Raw genomic sequence first — 17,750 nt, 5'->3', positions numbered from 1 at the left:
GACTATCTACTCTGCCAATATTGGGTTTTTACGATGATTTCCGCACTCGTAAATACCATTCTGACAATAATCTGACTTGTTTTTTGGTGTAGCCTTTTTCCATCATGCGATTAACAAAATCGTCATGCTTACGCTGATCATCATTGGATGTTTTGCCGTTAAATGAAATAACCGGTAACAGATCTTCTGTATTAGAAAACATTTTCTTTTCTATGACAATGCGCAGCTTTTCATAGCTGGTCCACAACGGATTATTGCCTTCATTATTGGCTCTCGCACGTAAGACAAAATTGACAATCTCATTACGGAAATCTTTTGGATTACTGATCCCCGCTGGCTTTTCTATTTTCTCTAGTTCAGCATTGAGTGCTCCACGATCAAATAATTGTCCGGTTTCAGGATCTCGATATTCTTGATCTTGGATCCAAAAATCTGCATAGGTGACATAGCGATCAAAAATGTTTTGTCCGTATTCTGAATAAGACTCAAGATAGGCGGTTTGAATTTCTTTACCAATAAATTCAACATATTTAGGGATTAAATAACCTTTCAGAAACTCTAGATATTTTTCGCTAATGTCATTGGGAAATTGCATTTGTTCAATTTGCTTTTCGAGTACATAAAATAAATGAACCGGATTGGCCGCTATTTCTGCACTGTCAAAATTGAACACTCGGGATAAAATTTTAAAGGCGAAACGAGTCGATAAACCTTGCATGCCTTCATCTACGCCGGCGTAATCTCGGTATTCTTGGTAGGATTTGGCTTTAGGATCGGTGTCTTTTAAGCTTTCACCGTTATAGACGCGCATTTTTGAATAAATCGATGAGTTTTCAGGTGCGATCAAACGTGATAACACACTAAATTGAGCCAGGGTTTCAAGTGTGCCTGGTGCGCAAGATGCAGTTGATAATTCGGAGTTGGCTAACAATTTTTGATAAATTTCCATCTCTTCAGAAACCCGTAGGCAGTAGGGCACCTTAACGATATAGACGCGATCTAAAAACGCCTCATTGTTTTTATTGTTTCTAAACGTCGACCATTCGGATTCATTGGAATGGGCCAAAATAATGCCGTTGTACGGTAACGCTGACAAGCCTTCAGTGCTGTTATAATTGCCTTCTTGTGTCGCAGTCAATAGAGGATGGAGCACCTTAATCGGCGCTTTAAACATTTCGACAAACTCCATTAATCCTTGGTTGGCTCGACATAATGCTCCAGAGTAAGCGTAGGCATCGGCATCATCTTGTGAGAAATGTTCTAACTGACGAATATCAACTTTACCCACTAGTGCTGATATATCTTGATTGTTTTCATCCCCAGGTTCTGTTTTGGCGATACCAATTTGGTCTAATATCGACGGATAAACTTTAACCACTCGAAATTTAGCAATATCACCACCATATTGATGTAAACGTTTTACCGCCCAAGGAGACATAATTGTTTTGATATAACGGCTGGGAATGTTGTATTCGTTTTTAAGTAATTCGCTATCTTCTTCTGGGTCAAACAAGCAAAAAGGATGGTCGTTGACAGGGCTGCGAATGCCATCGGCACTTAATATATAAATGGGCACTTGCTGCATCAATGCTTTGAGTTTTTCGGCTAGCGATGATTTACCGCCACCGACAGGGCCTAATAGATACAATATTTGTTTTGATTCTTCTAAGCCTTGAGCAGAATGTTTTAAATAGGCCACAATTTGTTCAATCGCGTCCTCCATGCCATAGAAATCTTTAAACGATGGATAGCTTGCAATAACACGATTAGAAAATATTCGACTTAAGATCGGATTTTTTGCTGTGTCGATGATCTGCGGTTCACCAATGGCCATTAATAAACGTTCAGCAGCAGATGCAAAGGCACTTTTATCTTGTTTACAGATAGCGAGAAATTGCTCTAAGGTATATTCTTCGTCGCGTTTTTTTTGATAACGTTGTTGATAATGCTCAAAAATGCCCATAGTAACCCCTTAAAAACGTGCAGTTGTATTGCTTAAAAAGCCAGAGTGATTAACGCGATGGTCTATAATGTGATGATGAGTCGGTGGCGCAATATTAGGCTTTACGACTAAAGTGTAGGACAGGAAAAATAACTTGGCGAAGTTTTAATGAAAAATAAATTAAATAAAAACAAAGACAAACAGTAGCATTTGCAATAGTTGCAAAAATAAAGCTGTCAGAGTCGTGGTACTTTTGGTGGATTTTAATGCATAAAAAAGGAGCCTTAACGGCTCCTTTGATTTTTGCTATTAATTAACATTAAGCAGCAAAGTTGTTGTTAACAAATTCCCAGTTAACAAGTTGCCAGAAGTGAGCTAAATACTCTGGACGTGCGTTACGGTAATCAACGTAGTAAGCATGTTCCCATACGTCTACCGTTAATAGAATGGTAACTGATTCGTCAGTTAATGGAGTAGCAGCATTGCTAGTGTTAACAATCGCTAATGAACCGTCAGCTTTTTTCACTAACCATGTCCAAGCGCTACCGAAGTTGTTTACTGCAGAATCGGTAAATTTAGCTTTGAATTCTTCAAAAGAACCAAAAGAAGCATTGATAGCAGCAGCGATATCGCCAGTTGCTTCGCCGCCAGCGTTAGGTGCTAAGCAGTTCCAGTAAAAAGTGTGGTTCCAAACTTGAGCTGAGTTGTTGAACATACCACCAGTTGAAGTTTTAACAACTTCTTCTAGTGTTTTGCCAGCAAATTCAGTTCCTTCAACTAAACCGTTTAGTTTTACCACATAGGTGTTGTGATGCTTACCATAATGGAACTCAATGGTTTCTTGAGAAATGTGTGGTTCAAGTGCGTTCTTTGCATAAGGTAATGCTGGTAGTTCGAAAGCCATTAGTATTTCTCCATGGATTCAGGTTATCGTTTTGTTTACCCATCAGGTAACATTCATTTAGGACCATTGTACTGATTATTTTTGTGATGTGAATCATTGTTTAGGGAATTATGTGGATTGCAGTAATCGATTTTATCGATTTTAAAAAAACCCTACAAACTGTGGCATTTTGTTCTTTGTCTAGGTGTCGTACAATAGTCACTATATGTTCAGTCGTTGTAATTAGGAAATCAAATGGAAACTGTAGAAAAGATTAAACAGCAAATTAGCGAAAACCCAATTATTGTGTACATGAAAGGTTCGCCTAAACTACCAAGCTGTGGATTTTCATCTCAAGTTGCTCAAGTGATGATCAACTGTGGTGAACAATTTGCCTTCGTAGATATTTTACAGCACCCAGATATTCGTGCTGAATTACCAAAATTTGCTAATTGGCCAACATTCCCACAATTATGGGTTGAAGGCGAATTGATTGGTGGTTGTGACATCATCACTGAAATGTTCCAAAAAGGTGAACTTCAGCCAATCATCAAAGCGACAGCTGATAAGTTCCGTACAGAAGATGCTGCAGAATAATTGCTATTGATTGAGTGCGTTAAGCGTTCAATAAAAAGCCCCAATGCTAATCGCTATTGGGGCTTTTTTATTTTACATTTTATATGTGTTTACTTAACGATGCTGTAAAAGGATATTACTCGTCTGTTTGTGGCTTTCTCACGGCAGGTAAAATCAGGTTCATGAAAATAGCCACGATACCGCACAAGCTGATACCTGTTAAACTGAACGAGCCAATACCAAAAGCCATTCCGCCAATACCAAACACTAATGTTACCCCGACAATACTCAGATTGCGTGGTTCTGATAAATCGACTTGATTACGAATTAATGTATTTAATCCCACCGCTGCAATAGAGCCAAACAGTAAGCACATAATGCCACCCATGACCGGAACGGGAATGGTTTGCATCATAGCGCCCAGTTTGCCGATAAAGGCTAAGGTAATCGCGGTGATAGCAGTCCAAGTCATAATGCGCGGGTCAAAGCTTTTAGTCAGTGTAACTGCGCCGGTGACCTCGCTGTATGTTGTATTAGGAGGACCGCCCAGTGCCGATGCAGCAATCGTAGCAATGCCATCGCCGATTAGGGTGCGATGTAAACCAGGCTTTTTGAAAAAGTCTTTTCTAGTGACATTCGATATCGCTAAAATATCGCCAATATGTTCTACCGCGGGGGCAATAGCGACTGGGATCATAAATAATATCGCGTGCCAGTTAAACTCAGGGGCCACAAAGTTTGGCATCGCGAACCAAGGCGCTTCACTGACAGGCGTAAAGTCGACAATACCATTAGCTAAGCTGACAGAATAACCCACTAAAATACCGGCGAGGATAGGCATTAAACGGACTAACCCTTTGGCAAATACCGCGACTATAATAGTCGTCATTAATGCAGAAAGAGAAATGATTAATGCGATATTTGGCTCGACGATGATGAGACTGCCATCACCGCTTTTGCCTAACGCCATATTGACCGCAACCGGTGCCAAGCCTAAACCAATGATCATGATGACTGGGCCAACGACAACAGGAGGCAATAGAGTATGAATAAATTTTGTGCCACGTAACTTTACCGTTAATCCAAGTAGCATATACATACCACCTGCAGCCATTAATCCGCCCATGGTGGCAGGAATACCCCATGTTTGTACGCCATATAAAATCGGCGCGATAAAGGCAAAGGAAGAAGCGAGAAAGACGGGGACTTGACGTTTGGTGACTAATTGAAACAGTAGGGTACCGAAACCGGCAGTAAACAAGGCAACACTTGTGTCTAGGCCCGTTAATAACGGCATTAGCACGAGTGCACCAAAAGCGACAAATAACATTTGTGCGCCTTGTAGCGGAATTAACACGCGTTTCATATTTTTCTCCATCTTTGATTAGAAAGTTAGCGTGTGATTAAACGGCGCGAATTGTCACATAAAAGCGATCATATGCATAACAACTTTTAGGGCGCTGTAGCGATTATTGTTATTCGATATGGCTACAATACCCAGGTCTTGTTGAACTCGAGCTGTCAAAATTTTTTCGCGATAAGCGAGTTAGCTCTTTGCTTAAAATGATGCGGCGCAAGTGTTAGAGACAAAGTCTCTAAGTAAGCCGGTATCTTGTAACAAAGCCCCTAGTTTACAAAGACACTTGCTTAGCATCATTACCGCGGTTTAGCCGAACCCTCCGGCAGCGTTAGTGGCTTCTTTCTACTGCATTATCACTTATTCATCTTGAACATCGACACCCCATAAACGTTGCCTTGGATAAAACGGCCATAAACTGTTGTAAAATTTATCTCAAAAGATCAGTCACTTCCTTTCAATATGTTTGTGCAAAAAAGAGTTTTCGTTATCTATTACTCGATGAAATTTTATTATGATATAATTTGCATACTTTTATTTGCTGCGTTTATGTTATCAGATGCTGAAAAAACTAATTAATCTCATTGTGTTACCCCTGTTTGCGCTTACCTCAATCGCGCTCGTGCAAGCTGCAGAAGTCGGCAAGCTTGATGAAGCGGATATTGCGGTAAGCTCACGCGCAAACGATGTTAAAGATCACGGCCTCAAAGAGGCATTAGCTGCCGTTTTCATAAAAAATTCTGGTCTGCCTAGCGTGGTGTTAAATCCATTGGTTAAGGCTCAAATTAATACACCAGAAGTCATTTTGACTCAATATGGTTATTATGAGAAAAATGGCGAGCTAATGCTCAAGGCCAGTTTTGACCATCAACGGATTATTTCAACGTTACGTCAAGCAGGTTTAGCTGTTTGGGGTAGTCAGCGACCCTTGACCCTGTTATGGATGTCTGTCAATGAGAACAATGAACCGACTGTGTTAGCTGATGCTTCTTCGGCAGATATTCGTATTGAGTTGGCTCAAGAGTCTACTAATAAAGGCATACCATTATTGCTGCCGATTATGGACTTGGATGATGTTATGCAAGTGAGTATCACTGATGTACGAGGGATGTTTACTGATGTATTAGCCAATGCATCTGCGCGTTATCAAGCGGATTACTTTGCCGTTGCGAATGTGGACACTCAAGGCGGTAATGTCCATTTCTCCTTTAAATTATTTGATAAAAATAGAACTAATGGCGTGTTACAAGCATTAATTTCACAACAAGGTAATGCTGCTGATTATAAACAAGCGACTAAACAAATGATGAACATTCTGGCCGATTATTATATTAGCCAGTATGCAATCGCCTCTACAGGTAGTGATGTTGCAACACAAGTCAGCTTTACTGGGTTAAATAACATGACTCAAGTGGTGCATGTTGAGACCTACCTTCGTCAGCTCAGTGCAGTAAAGTCGATTAAGCTTAGCCAGTTCAAGGGGGATTCTGCTACTTACTCGATAGCGTTGTTTAGTAGTGTAGACGATTTACAGCGGCTGCTTAATATTGATAGTCGGCTATCACAATTAGATACAAAGGGCAGAGTAGAGTCATTTTATGAGTCTAAGACTGACGACACCAAACCCAAATTGATTTATCAATGGTTGGGCTAATAAGTATTACTGGTGCGCGGTACATTGTAATAGTGCAGGGTTAAATACTGTACCAAGACTCGTTATGTGCAGGTTTGTCGTTGAAACTCGCATAATTGAGCGACTTAGGTATATAATAGTGTTAGTTCGTTTATGATTTTGAGACCTATCTGAGTGACACAAAACTCACCAAGACAATTATCTTTACCCGTTTATTTACCTGACGATGAAACCTTCCAAAGTTATTACCCGGCTTCGGGTAACGACGAGTTGATCCAAAAACTTCAAGCCAGTGCTGAGGGGAGGTTGGCTTCTTCTTTATATGTCTATGGTCCTGAAAAATCAGGCCGAACACATTTAATGCATGCTGCCTGCGCCCATGCTAATGACTCGGAACGCCGCACTCTCTATATTCCATTAGGTATCCACGCAAGCATTTCACCGGCATTATTTGAGGGCCTAGAATCTCTTGAATTGATTTGTATTGATGATATAGAAGCGATAGCGGGTAACCTTATATGGGAAGAAGCGATTTTTCATTTGTATAATCGTATTGCTGAACAACAAGATTGCCGCCTGATTGTCAGCGGCAAAGCTTCACCTTCTGAAACGGGTTTTTTGTTGCCAGATCTGGTTTCTCGTATGCAGTGGGGCTTAATTTATCAACTTCAACCGATGGCAGACGACGAAAAACTAGTTGCTTTGCAACGCCGAGCGGCAATGCGAGGACTGCAGTTGTCAGATGACGTAGGACGATTTTTACTGACTCGAATGGCGCGTGATTTACGTTCTTTGTTTGATGTACTCGATAAATTAGATAAAGCTTCGATGGTGCATCAACGTAAGTTAACCATCCCGTTTATTAAAGAGATGCTGAGCCTTTAATGCCTTAGGGTTTAATTCATTAGACATAAAATTATCGCCATCAGTCTATCCGATTAGACAATAAAAAACGCCAAATGCATTCATTTGGCGTTTTTTATTGCGTGAGTCAATGGCTTATTGCTTCACGTGATCACTGCCACTAAATTGCAATGGTCTAGTGTCAACAGTATTTTGTTCAGTTTGTGATGAGATTTTCTGTGGGGATTTTGATGGATCAGTTGTTAGTAGCAAGTTTTGTGCCCAGGTTTGGCCTTTAACTAACGCTACTGGCGCAGGTAAACCATCCATCACTTGTTTTACCTCTATTTCAGGTAACATTTGGCTTAAGACGTAACTAGCACGATCGTATAACTCTGGTTGACCGACTCGACCACGTTGGCCCCATTCAACCACAATCGTCGAGCTTGTCTCAATTTCTGGTTTGTCAGTAATGGCGATATCACGCAAAATACCATATCGATGGCTCATCATCACTTCTTCAAATAGCATGGCAACATCTTCTCGTGTTGACGAATAAGCATAATCATCGTTGGCGAGGTCACTTGAGAAAAATAGTGCTACATCACTTGGAGTATAGGCTTTTTGGGTGTTATTTGCAGATTCACCGGCATAATTTACTTTTGCAAGACCATACATCTCATTACTGGTTAATGGATAGCGAATGTTAAGTTGGTCTGATGTCATCTCTTTACCATCATACCGACGATTAAAATCATTTTCTAAGGTTGGACCTTGCAAATTTGCATGCATGCTTTGTGGATAATAATCATTTGCGTGAGCCAGTTCATGATAGAGCAAATCAGCTAAATCATAAGACATGCTGTCAATCGTGCGGTTGATGCGATTACCTTTTTCTATGTATTCACTTGCATAAGCATTATCTTTAACATAACGATAGGGAGATAAATAATTCAGGTCTTCACCAAAGTTGCTGCGATAATCAGGCGTTTCATTAATCGTATCTCGCTGGGCAGAAGTTAGCCACAGGTATTCAGGATCAAGATATATTGCTCCTATAAAACCAGTATAAAAGGCTGGTCTGATATCGTAACTGATGACGACAGCAGTCACTGATTGCAACAATTCTACAAAATCATTATGAGTTTGTGTACGTAAATAGGCTTCAAAGTTTGCCCCCATCCAGTCGTGCGACACGACCACTCTGTCCATAATCGTATCGATAGGATCGAGATTGGTATCTTGGCTAATAAAGGGCAACTCATTAATGATGTTGCATGGATCAACGAATTGGTTCGAGTAAACACAAGAGATTAGTTGGTTTGCATATGGTGAGTCAGGCTTGTAAGGGTGCATTCGTGCAATGGGGTAGCTGAAGTAGGCGTCCGATGGGGTGGTTTTTTCTTTGGTTACGAGTAAATTGACGTCATCACTAATGGTTTGGCCGTCAAATGTGGCAGTGGCTTTAAGACTGAATAGTTGATCGGTATCGACGTTTGGCGCAACAAAAAACGGCCTATTTATGTCACTTAAATCCACGTTGGTAAAGGCTTTATTATTAGCACTCGGATACATGCACCAACTGATATTTTCAGGTACTTGGCCGTTTATATTCTGTATACGCAAACTCGCATCAGTTCTATTCACCATTTGATGATCGCTATTAATGCGTAAAAGATTGTCATTAGAATCGGCAGTAATTGATACCGTTTCTTCAATGTTGATGTTATCGCCAGAGACCGTCACCTTAAAAGCGTAATCTTGGTTACTTGTGGGTGTGAATGCTAATACTTGGCTATTAACTGCAGCAAGTTCAAGACTGGGTCCTGAAATCTGCTGCCACAAAAATGTTTTTCCAATACTGTCTTGTTCATTGATACTGGCAATAATGCTACCTGGTTTGTCTTTGGCATAATCGTGTTCAAGAATAAAAGTCAGTTGAGAGTTTGTGTCGGCAATGGAATAAGTAATATTTTCACTGCAGATTTCGAAAGTGGATGAGGTAGGTACACCTGGATTGTTATTGTCTGAATCTCCTCCGCAGGCGCTAACTAGTATGGCACTGGCTAAAAGACTGTAGATCCCTAAATTTTGCGATAACTTCATTAAACGACTCCCTGTCTATTTTATTATTATTTAAAAATACATTTTTATAACATCCTGTTAGCAAAATAATGTAGCATGCTGTTTTGTATAAATGCAACTAACAAAAAAGCGCCCGAAGGCGCTTAGTGAGGCAACAAAAATGAAGGTTGGTTATTGTTGCTCAGATTTTTTCTTTAACCCTAATCCCAACTCTCGGCCACGTATGCGGGCATAAAACGGAAAACTGACAAGTAGTACGCAAATAAGCACCGATTCAATTAGGGCAAAAACAAGGGCGTCAGTGGTGACATAAGCTAGGGTTAATCCATGTAATAAATACAAACACAGAATAAAACTCGCCCATGCATAAGTGTATGGGTTACCCGTTAAAATACCTTTTAGCGGCAACAATAAAGGTACAATCCATATTAAGCTGAATCCTAGCGAGTAAGTTCCATTTATACCTTGTTGAATAAACCAGCCGCTGAGCAACAAGAGTAATGCAAGGTAACCAATTCGACTTAGTTGAAACAAGGTTTGTGAAGTCATTATTTTACTCGTTAAAGAATAGACAAAACATTTTCAGGTGGACGACCAATGGCAGCTTTGTTGTTCGCTAACACAATAGGGCGCTCAATTAATTTAGGTGTTGCTACCATTGCAGCGATAAGTTGAGCTTCCGATAACGATGTATCCGCCAAATTCTGAGCTTTATATTCGTCTTCTTTGGTGCGCATAAGTTGGCGAGCCGTTAAGCCAAGTTGCTGTAATATTGTATGGATTTCTGCGGTAGTGGGTGGCGTCTTTAAATATTCAACAACAGTGACATCGGCATTATTTGCTTGCAGCAATGCCAATGTTTCACGACTTTTTGAACAGCGCGGGTTATGTAGTATCGTCGTTTTTGTGGTTGTCATGGTCATAGTCCGTCATTAAAAAAATGGCAAACAATAAGTGGGTTTATTGTTTGTCATTATTCTATCAAAGAATTGCTTATAAGGTTAGATTATCGCAGCTATTTTAATGCCTCCATAGCTCTATCCGCTTGTCTAAACTGCCTTATTCTCGCTTCAATTCGCGCCAGTTGTAAGGTTTGGCCATCGGAATAGCGATAGGCATAATTGAGTTGGTCAATCGCACCTTTATAGTTCGCCGATAAGGCCATCAGTTCAGCATTGCTGTAATACTCAAGTGCTTTGTTGTCTAGCTTACGGTATGCATCAGCCATAATTTGATATGGCAACATGTTCTGTTTATCGAAAAATATCAGTTCTTCTAACAGCGGGATAGCTTTTTTAGGCTGATCTGCCTGAACATAAATATTGGCTAAGTTAGCGTTGACCACTTGTGAGGTCGGTTTTAATTTCCGTTGAGCTTCTAATAATGCTATCGCCCCCGCAAAATCTTTTTTCTGATCTAATAAGTCTGTTTTGGTGTCGATGTAAAACAGATTATTGTCATCTTGTTTAAGTAACCCATCAATAATGACTTCAGCTTGATCAAATTTCTCTAAACGGAAAAGTGCTAAGGCTTTGCCATAGAGTGCAGCCTCTTTAAAAGAGTATTCGTTCTTTTTTAGTTGTTGATCAAACAAAGATAACGCTGCATCATCACTAAAACTGGAAAAGCGTACTTGGATACGGGCTTTAGCTAACTGAAAGTTTAAACTATTAGGAACATTATGTTTAGGGTACTGAGCCGCGCGATTACGCGCCTCGGTAATACGTGATTCTGGTAACGGATGTGTCAGTAACATTTGCGGTGGCGTCGTGGTAAAGCGATAGCGAATAGCAAGTTGACCAAAAAATGTAGCGGCAGCATTGGGATCAAATCCAGCATCTACAAGAATTTGCATTCCAATACGGTCGGCTTCTTTTTCATGTAACCGAGTATAGTTAATTTTAGATTGTGTGGCTAATGCTTGAGTTGTTGCTAGCGCAGCCATACCGGCTTGAGGTGCGGCAATCGTTAATAAAATAGCCCCTAACATCCCCACAATAGTCGCCGTCGAACTCTTTTCTTGTGCTTCAAGTGAGCGAGCTAAATGTCGTTGGGTGACGTGAGAAATTTCGTGGGCTAATACCGATGCTAATTCACTTTCGGTATCGGCATTTAAAAATAATCCGCTATGTACTCCAACATGACCACCAAAAAAAGCAAAAGCGTTGATTTCATCATTGCGCAGTAAAAAAAAGTAAAAGGGTGTTTTTACTCCAGTGGCATTAGCAACCAGCTTATTTCCCAGTTCTGATAAATATTGATTCAGCACCGGGTCACTGAGCACGGGTGCCGAAGAACGTATAACGCGCATATAGGCATCACCGTAAACGGTTTCTTTTTCTAAACTAAAAGTATTGACCGCTGCGGTGCCAAGATCAGGAAGATCGTTATTGGCAAAGCTGTGGCCAATACTGGCAGCAAACAAAACGCTAATAGCACTAGCGGCCAGTGTTTTTGAAAAGGTCAATAATGATAATTTACGCAAACGGAACCTTTATGATGATTGAATCGAAAATTTAATCTTAACCAACAAGAATGCTTAATTTACATTGCTTGTGGTTTATTGTCCAAACTAGGATAATAGCCCTAGATTGTTTAAAGCAAGTTGATAATGATTTTAATTGATTTAACACCCTATGTTTGTCCTTATCCTTTGGTAAAAGTAAAACTTTTACTGAAGCAAATGGATCTGGATGAAAAATTACATGTACTCTTGTCTGACCCTGGTTCACGCCGAGATGTTCCCTTGTTGATAAAAAAAATGGGTTTTGGTATTGAAATCATTGCAGATCAATCGCATTGTTTGTCATTTATCATCACCAAAACAAATTGATATTGTTTATATAAAAGGTTTTTCAATGCTGGAATTTTTAACTGATTGGTACAAAACCCGTTTTAGTGATCCACAAGCCATAACGTTAATGTTTATCATTATTGGGATAGGTCTTGCATTGTACTTTGGTGCCGGATTACTTGCGCCCTTGCTCGTTGCTTTGGTGTTAGCCTTTTTGCTTGAGTGGCCGGTGGCACAAATGTCGCGGCTGAGGATCAGTCGAACCGCCGCCGCAACGATAGTGTTGGTGGTTTTTTTAAGTTTGATGCTCATTTTGATGTTAGGTTTGGTACCCAGTATTTGGCGTCAAGGGGTGTCATTGGTCACTGATTTACCCTCTATGATCGATAAGGGAATGCTAATCGTTAGAGAGTTTAGTGCAGATTATCCTAAATTTGTCAGTGCATCGCAACTTGATTCGATGATGGAAGAAATCAATAAAATGCTAGATACACAGCATCTTATTGATTTAGGTAAACAAATTCTGGGTTATTCTGCGTCATTACTAGTGTTAATGGTGTACGCCATTTTAGTGCCATTATTGGTTTTTTTCTTTTTAAAAGACAAAGACCTTTTGCTGAGAGGTAGCAAACGTTTCTTCCCTACTAACCGCGGTTTAGCGCGAAAAGTATGGTTTGAAATGGACCAACAAATCTTCAACTATATTCGTGGTAAAGTGATTGAAATTGTCATTGTAGGCGTAGCCAGCTATATCTTTTTTGCCATCATGGGGCTGCGTTATTCTACGTTACTAGGTGTGTTGACTGGATTGTCTGTATTGATCCCGTATGTTGGTGCCACGTTGGTTACATTACCAATTGCGTTAGTGGCTTTTTTTCAATGGGGTTTCAGTGCTGAATTTGGATACTTAATATTAGGCTATGGCATTATTCAGGCGTTAGACGGCAATGTGCTGGTACCGCTATTGTTTTCTGATGCAGTGGATTTACATCCGGTAGTGATTATTGCCGCTGTGTTGGTATTTGGTGGCTTATGGGGCGTGTGGGGAGTCTTTTTTGCCATACCGCTAGCGTCGTTAGTGAAAGCGGTGATAAATGCTTGGCCGAATAACCAAGAGCAACGACGAGTTAAGTTCGACTCTGAATAGCGCTTGCGAATGGGGGCATTAATCCCGATACAGTAGCCTAACCCGTTGTATAAAAAATTAAAGCTAACCCTATTATGGTGTTAGCTTTTTTATTATGTGGTTTAGGTGTTAGATGTATAAGTGTTTATATGTACAATATGCTATTTGTACAGTGCTTGCAGAGGCATACGACAATCGGCCACTATAGTGTTTTATCTTTACTGTCTTTACTGTCTTTGCCTTCTTTGGTAGAAGATTCTTTATCAAGTTCTTCTGAACTATTTTTTTGCTCAGGGTTAAGCTCTTTGTCTTTATGCTCACCAAATTGAGGCATTTTAAATTTGGCCGAATATTTCAACACTGCAATATTACTCGCGATAACACCTAGGACTAAAATGATAATTAGCCATACTTCATAGCCTTCTAAACTCATTGTAAACTCCTGTTTAATATTGATATTTTATAGCCTTGCTGTTAAACCAGCGCAGGCTAGATCCATATCTATTGCTTAGTCGACAGCTAAACGTAGCTCACACTTACGAATATCTTCTGGGGTATCAACTTCTGGTGAGTCAAATGCACTGATGGCGATTTTAATTTTGTAACCATATTCCAGTGCGCGTAACTGTTCTAATTTCTCGATGTCTTCAAGTTTACCTAAAGGCAACTTAGCAAAGGCATTAACAAAACGCTTAGTGTATGCATAAATACCTAAATGTTTGTAAACAGGGTAGTCGTTAGTATCTCGACCAAAAGGAATGCGGGCTCGTGAGAAATATAATGCATTATGGTGATTATCGAATACCATCTTAACGTGCAATGGATCGTCTAACTCACTTTTATCGACAATTTCAAAACCTAAGGTCGCCATGTCAAACTCATTAGGGTGACGTTCAAAAAGCGTAATGATTTGTTCAATTGATATTGGATCAATCAGCGGCTGATCGCCTTGCAAGTTAATCACTAAATCGTCATCACTAAGACCAAGTTGCTCGATGGCATCGTTAATACGGTCGGTACCTGAAGCCGCATCTGGGCTGGTCATTACCACTTTACCACCAAAAGATTCAACCGCGTCTTTGATCCGGTCGTCATCAGTAGCGACATAAATATTATCTACCCCTCTTGCTAATGAGGCTCGTTCATAAACGTGTTGGATCATGGGTTTACCATTAATCGGGGCGAGTGGTTTGCCCGGGAAACGGCTTGAACCATAACGTGCAGGGATTAATAGAGTAACGTTCATTAATATGACCTACCTGTGGTTGTGACAATGGTGTAGACAATAAATAAAAGGGCTCATAAGAGCCCTTTATGACTAAATGTATCGTTTATTATATACGACGGAATAACGTCGTCAGCATTTCATCAGTAACTTTTTCTTCCCAGCCTTTACCGTACACGTTGTCCCAAAGTGGGCCCATGCTCTTGGTGACGGCAACCATCTTAGCGATAGTTTCATCTGGTAAATCTTTACAGATATTTTTCGGCAGAGTGATGTTATGAATTTTCATCATTTTACGGAACTCAGTCACGCCTTCAGGGTAGAACTCTTCTAACACATCAAAGGCTAAACAGTTACCAATACCATGGTGATAACCCAGCACATACCCGAGACCGTAAGATACAGCATGACATGCACCTACTTGGCTATAAGCAATGCTCATGCCGCCCATGTAAGATGCCATCATTAATTTGTCATCTTTTTCTGGGTGGTCGTTTAAGAACACTTGACGACATAAATCCATCGATTTTTCAGCGAAGGCTTTAGCAAACTCGTTAAGATAAGTACCTTGTAATGACTCTACGCAGTGGATAAAGCAATCCATACCGGTATAGAACCACTGATCTGTTGGAACCCCTGCAATTAATTCAGAGTCCATAATGATTTGATCAAATACGGTGTAATCAGAGTTTAACCCTAGCTTACGTACCGGTCCGCACAATACCGCAGTACGTGACGCTTCAGCACCAGTGCCCGATACCGTTGGAATACCAATATGATGTATCGCAGGGTTTTTAATCAAATCCCAGCCTTGGTATTCAGAAGAGCTACCAGGGTTAGTTAACATTAACGATACCGCTTTAGCCAAATCCATGGTTGAACCGCCACCTAAACCGACGACGCTCACAGGTAATTGGCTGTTAAATGCTTTAACTTGTAAAGTTAAACCATCAACTTGTTCTGTGGTTGGCTCATCATCTACGTTAACGTAAATAACTAAGTCGTGTGCTTTAGTTGGCACGCGGTCAGCCAGTGGTTTGCCCTGGTGGACATCATCGACAAGAAAAACAACAAAATCGTTTACGTCTTGTCGTTCTTGACCTAATACAACATCAAGTTGTACAAATGAACCACGACCAAAGATCATTTTTGGTACACATTTAAAATTTTTAAAACTCATTACAAGTGTCTCCATTGAGATAAATTCTGTAAAAAGTGCTCTCAGCTATCACTGACCAAGAGACATTAATGCTAGGCGAAAGCACGTTTGATATTCTCAATACGCTCAGCAATTTGCTCATCGGTCCAAGATAATTTGATCAGCATCGAAATGGTGCGGCTGATGATAGCGTCAGACTTAGGCGTTAGCACCTTAGTGTAATCTGGGCGATCGGCTATTAACATAATGGGTAACGCAGCAGGAGCGTTAAGCTCTTGGATGTGCTTCCAATTTTTAAGATAATGCCAATTGTTAACATACCAGTAAAAACAACCATCAACTTTGTTGGCTGCGAGCTTTTTATTAATTTCTTGAGTGCGAGCTTCCGTTGGCATCATAAATGTTAAGAAGCCTGCTGAATCACCTTCTGGATCAGGAATTTCACGGAATGTAATTTCTGCGATAGAAGCCATGGCATCTTTGATGGTTTTCTTGTTTTTACGTTGAATAGCAATGATTTTATCAAGCTTACGTAACTGTGCTAAACCCATTGCCGCATTCATTTCAGAAATGCGGAAATTCAACCCCATCATTGGGTGCGATTCTGCACCGCGATCATTGCCTACATGGTCATGACCGTGATCTGAAAACATATGTGAATGGTTATAAATCTCGCTGTTGTTGGTCACAATCGCGCCACCTTCACCACAGGTAATGGTTTTGACTGAGTCAAAAGAGTAACAACCCACATCACCAATTGTGCCTAATGCTTGGCCTTTATAACTGCCACCGATGGCTTGACACGCGTCTTCTAAAATCACCAAGTTATGCTTTTTACATACTGCTTTGATTTCGTCCATCTTAGCCATTGAACCACACATGTGAACCAGGTTAATCGCCTTGGTACGGGGTGTGATTGCCGCTTCAATACCTTCTGGAGATAAACACAATGTTTCATCAATTTCAGCAAAAATGGGTATAGCACCGGCCATAAACACGGCTTCAACAGAGGCGACAAAGGTAAATGGAGGAACAATGACTTCATCGCCAGCACCAATGCCCGCTGCTGCCATTGCCGTTTGTAATGCAGCGGTACCGCTTGATACTAGATGAGCGTGTTTTACGTTCATCTTTTCGCAAAGTAATTGCTCCATGTCGCGGGTTTTCCAGCGATCATTGCGCATATGGTCAAAATTGTAACGGAAGGTAAAACCGTTCTCCATCACGTCAGCAACTTCCTGCTTTTCTTCAGGACCAAATAATTCAAAACCAGGCATGGAAATAATCTCCTAAAAATTCTGCGCATAGTAGCGCTAAATAAACGGGGTGATTATAACGTCCTTCAGTGGTGGTTCGCGACTTTTATTGCATATTTTTAATAACAATAAACAAAGGCCTACTAAATAAACGACCTATTGATAAAGTATAAAAGCAGATAGAAGGAGCCGTTATGCGAAATTTCGGCCATGAAGACGGTCAATGGTCACGTCTAAATCGGTGAGCAATCCGTTATTAACCCCGTAAATCCAACCATGAACTGCTACATCCTGACCGCGATCCCATGCTTCTTGGACTATGTTGGTCGACACGACATTTGACACTTGTTCTATAACATTAAGTTCGCAAAGACGATCAAAACGCCGTTGCTCAGTCATGGGTTCAAGTTCTGCACAATGAAAACGATGAATATCACGCAAATGCCCAAGCCAATTGTCAATCAGCCCCAATCGCTCTTGATTCATTGCCGCACGCACACCACCGCAGCCATAATGCCCAACGACCATAATGTGCTTTACTTTCAGCACATCAACAGCGTATTGCAGCACCGATAAACAATTTAAATCAGTGTGGATCACCATATTAGCGATATTACGATGAACGAATACTTCACCCGGTAATAAGTCGATAATTTGATTAGAAGGCACTCGACTGTCAGAGCAACCAATCCACAGATACTCAGGATTTTGTTGTTTTGCTAATTTTTCGAAAAAGGTGGGATCTTCTTTGTTGATCCGTTCAGCCCAACGGCGATTATTTTCAAATAAAGGTTGAAGAAGTTTCATTGGTGCTCAAATTAGGTCGTTTTCGCCGGTAACGCATTACAGACTATATGTCATTTGTCACAAT

Annotated in this window: 17 protein-coding genes; 5 read left to right on the top strand and 12 right to left on the bottom strand. The window is 40.5% G+C overall.

Annotated features, from left to right (window positions below; translation table 11 throughout):
* Positions 1–28 precede the first annotated feature (28 nt).
* Both CXF80_RS05435 and sodB read right to left on the bottom strand, forming a co-directional pair.
* Positions 29–1,963 (bottom strand): PrkA family serine protein kinase, encoded by a 1,935-nt coding sequence (locus CXF80_RS05435; RefSeq protein WP_101031920.1) that lies wholly within the window; start codon positions 1,961–1,963, stop codon positions 29–31.
* A 298-nt stretch (positions 1,964–2,261) separates the two neighbouring features.
* The gene (gene sodB, locus CXF80_RS05430) at positions 2,262–2,846 is read right to left on the bottom strand and encodes a superoxide dismutase [Fe] (RefSeq protein ID WP_101031919.1); all 585 of its coding nucleotides are present in this window, start codon (positions 2,844–2,846) and stop codon (positions 2,262–2,264) included.
* Between the two features lie 234 nt (positions 2,847–3,080).
* Here sodB and grxD point away from each other — a divergent pair, with 234 nt between their 5' ends.
* A complete protein-coding gene (grxD, locus tag CXF80_RS05425) occupies positions 3,081–3,422 on the top strand; it encodes a Grx4 family monothiol glutaredoxin (RefSeq protein WP_011637214.1) in 342 nt (113 codons plus the stop codon).
* Positions 3,423–3,537: 115 nt separating this feature from the next.
* Here grxD and CXF80_RS05420 read toward each other — a convergent pair whose 3' ends face one another.
* Complete coding sequence (locus CXF80_RS05420; protein ID WP_101031918.1) at positions 3,538–4,767, bottom strand: uracil-xanthine permease family protein; 1,230 nt, start codon at positions 4,765–4,767, stop codon at positions 3,538–3,540.
* Between the two features lie 550 nt (positions 4,768–5,317).
* Here CXF80_RS05420 and CXF80_RS05415 point away from each other — a divergent pair.
* On the top strand, positions 5,318–6,412 hold the full coding sequence (locus tag CXF80_RS05415; RefSeq protein WP_101031917.1) for a DUF2066 domain-containing protein: 1,095 nt from the start codon (positions 5,318–5,320) through the stop codon (positions 6,410–6,412).
* A gap of 153 nt (positions 6,413–6,565) precedes the next feature.
* The gene (gene hda, locus CXF80_RS05410; protein WP_101031916.1) at positions 6,566–7,276 is read left to right on the top strand and encodes a DnaA inactivator Hda; all 711 of its coding nucleotides are present in this window, start codon (positions 6,566–6,568) and stop codon (positions 7,274–7,276) included.
* 114 nt (positions 7,277–7,390) lie between these two features.
* On the opposite strand, the gene CXF80_RS05405 is transcribed toward hda, so the two are convergent.
* The 4 genes from CXF80_RS05405 to CXF80_RS05390 form a co-directional block, all read right to left on the bottom strand.
* The gene (locus CXF80_RS05405) at positions 7,391–9,340 is read right to left on the bottom strand and encodes a hypothetical protein (protein WP_101031915.1); all 1,950 of its coding nucleotides are present in this window, start codon (positions 9,338–9,340) and stop codon (positions 7,391–7,393) included.
* Between the two features lie 150 nt (positions 9,341–9,490).
* Positions 9,491–9,868, bottom strand: coding sequence for a DUF2069 domain-containing protein (locus CXF80_RS05400; protein ID WP_101031914.1), 378 nt, complete (start codon positions 9,866–9,868; stop codon positions 9,491–9,493).
* An 11-nt stretch (positions 9,869–9,879) separates the two neighbouring features.
* Entirely contained in the window at positions 9,880–10,236 is a 357-nt protein-coding gene (gene arsC / locus CXF80_RS05395) for an arsenate reductase (glutaredoxin) (RefSeq protein WP_101034680.1), read from the bottom strand.
* Positions 10,237–10,334: 98 nt separating this feature from the next.
* On the bottom strand, positions 10,335–11,804 hold the full coding sequence (locus tag CXF80_RS05390) for a M48 family metalloprotease (RefSeq protein WP_101031913.1): 1,470 nt from the start codon (positions 11,802–11,804) through the stop codon (positions 10,335–10,337).
* Positions 11,805–11,930: 126 nt separating this feature from the next.
* Here CXF80_RS05390 and CXF80_RS05385 point away from each other — a divergent pair, with 126 nt between their 5' ends.
* Both CXF80_RS05385 and CXF80_RS05380 read left to right on the top strand, forming a co-directional pair.
* Positions 11,931–12,152 carry a sulfurtransferase TusA family protein gene (locus CXF80_RS05385; RefSeq protein ID WP_101031912.1) on the top strand — a complete coding sequence of 74 codons (222 nt, stop codon included), beginning with the start codon at positions 11,931–11,933 and terminating at the stop codon, positions 12,150–12,152.
* A 25-nt stretch (positions 12,153–12,177) separates the two neighbouring features.
* Positions 12,178–13,260: an AI-2E family transporter gene (locus tag CXF80_RS05380; RefSeq protein WP_101031911.1), complete on the top strand. Its 1,083-nt coding sequence runs from the start codon at positions 12,178–12,180 to the stop codon at positions 13,258–13,260.
* A gap of 181 nt (positions 13,261–13,441) precedes the next feature.
* On the opposite strand, the gene CXF80_RS05375 is transcribed toward CXF80_RS05380, so the two are convergent.
* The 5 genes from CXF80_RS05375 to can form a co-directional block, all read right to left on the bottom strand.
* Complete coding sequence (locus CXF80_RS05375) at positions 13,442–13,672, bottom strand: DUF2897 family protein (protein WP_101031910.1); 231 nt, start codon at positions 13,670–13,672, stop codon at positions 13,442–13,444.
* A 75-nt stretch (positions 13,673–13,747) separates the two neighbouring features.
* A complete protein-coding gene (kdsB, locus tag CXF80_RS05370) occupies positions 13,748–14,485 on the bottom strand; it encodes an 8-amino-3,8-dideoxy-manno-octulosonate cytidylyltransferase KdsB (protein ID WP_101031909.1) in 738 nt (245 codons plus the stop codon).
* An 88-nt stretch (positions 14,486–14,573) separates the two neighbouring features.
* Positions 14,574–15,644 (bottom strand): 3-deoxy-alpha-D-manno-octulosonate 8-oxidase KdnB, encoded by a 1,071-nt coding sequence (kdnB, locus tag CXF80_RS05365; RefSeq protein ID WP_101031908.1) that lies wholly within the window; start codon positions 15,642–15,644, stop codon positions 14,574–14,576.
* Positions 15,645–15,715: 71 nt separating this feature from the next.
* Complete coding sequence (kdnA, locus tag CXF80_RS05360; protein ID WP_101031907.1) at positions 15,716–16,900, bottom strand: 8-amino-3,8-dideoxy-alpha-D-manno-octulosonate transaminase KdnA; 1,185 nt, start codon at positions 16,898–16,900, stop codon at positions 15,716–15,718.
* Between the two features lie 171 nt (positions 16,901–17,071).
* A complete protein-coding gene (can, locus tag CXF80_RS05355; RefSeq protein WP_101031906.1) occupies positions 17,072–17,686 on the bottom strand; it encodes a carbonate dehydratase in 615 nt (204 codons plus the stop codon).
* Positions 17,687–17,750 lie beyond the last annotated feature (64 nt).

This window comes from Shewanella sp. Actino-trap-3 (assembly GCF_002836275.1).
GTDB classification, from domain to species: domain Bacteria; phylum Pseudomonadota; class Gammaproteobacteria; order Enterobacterales; family Shewanellaceae; genus Shewanella; species Shewanella psychromarinicola.
Note: the sequence above shows the minus strand (reverse complement) of the source record. Positions and strands in the feature narration are given on the sequence as shown.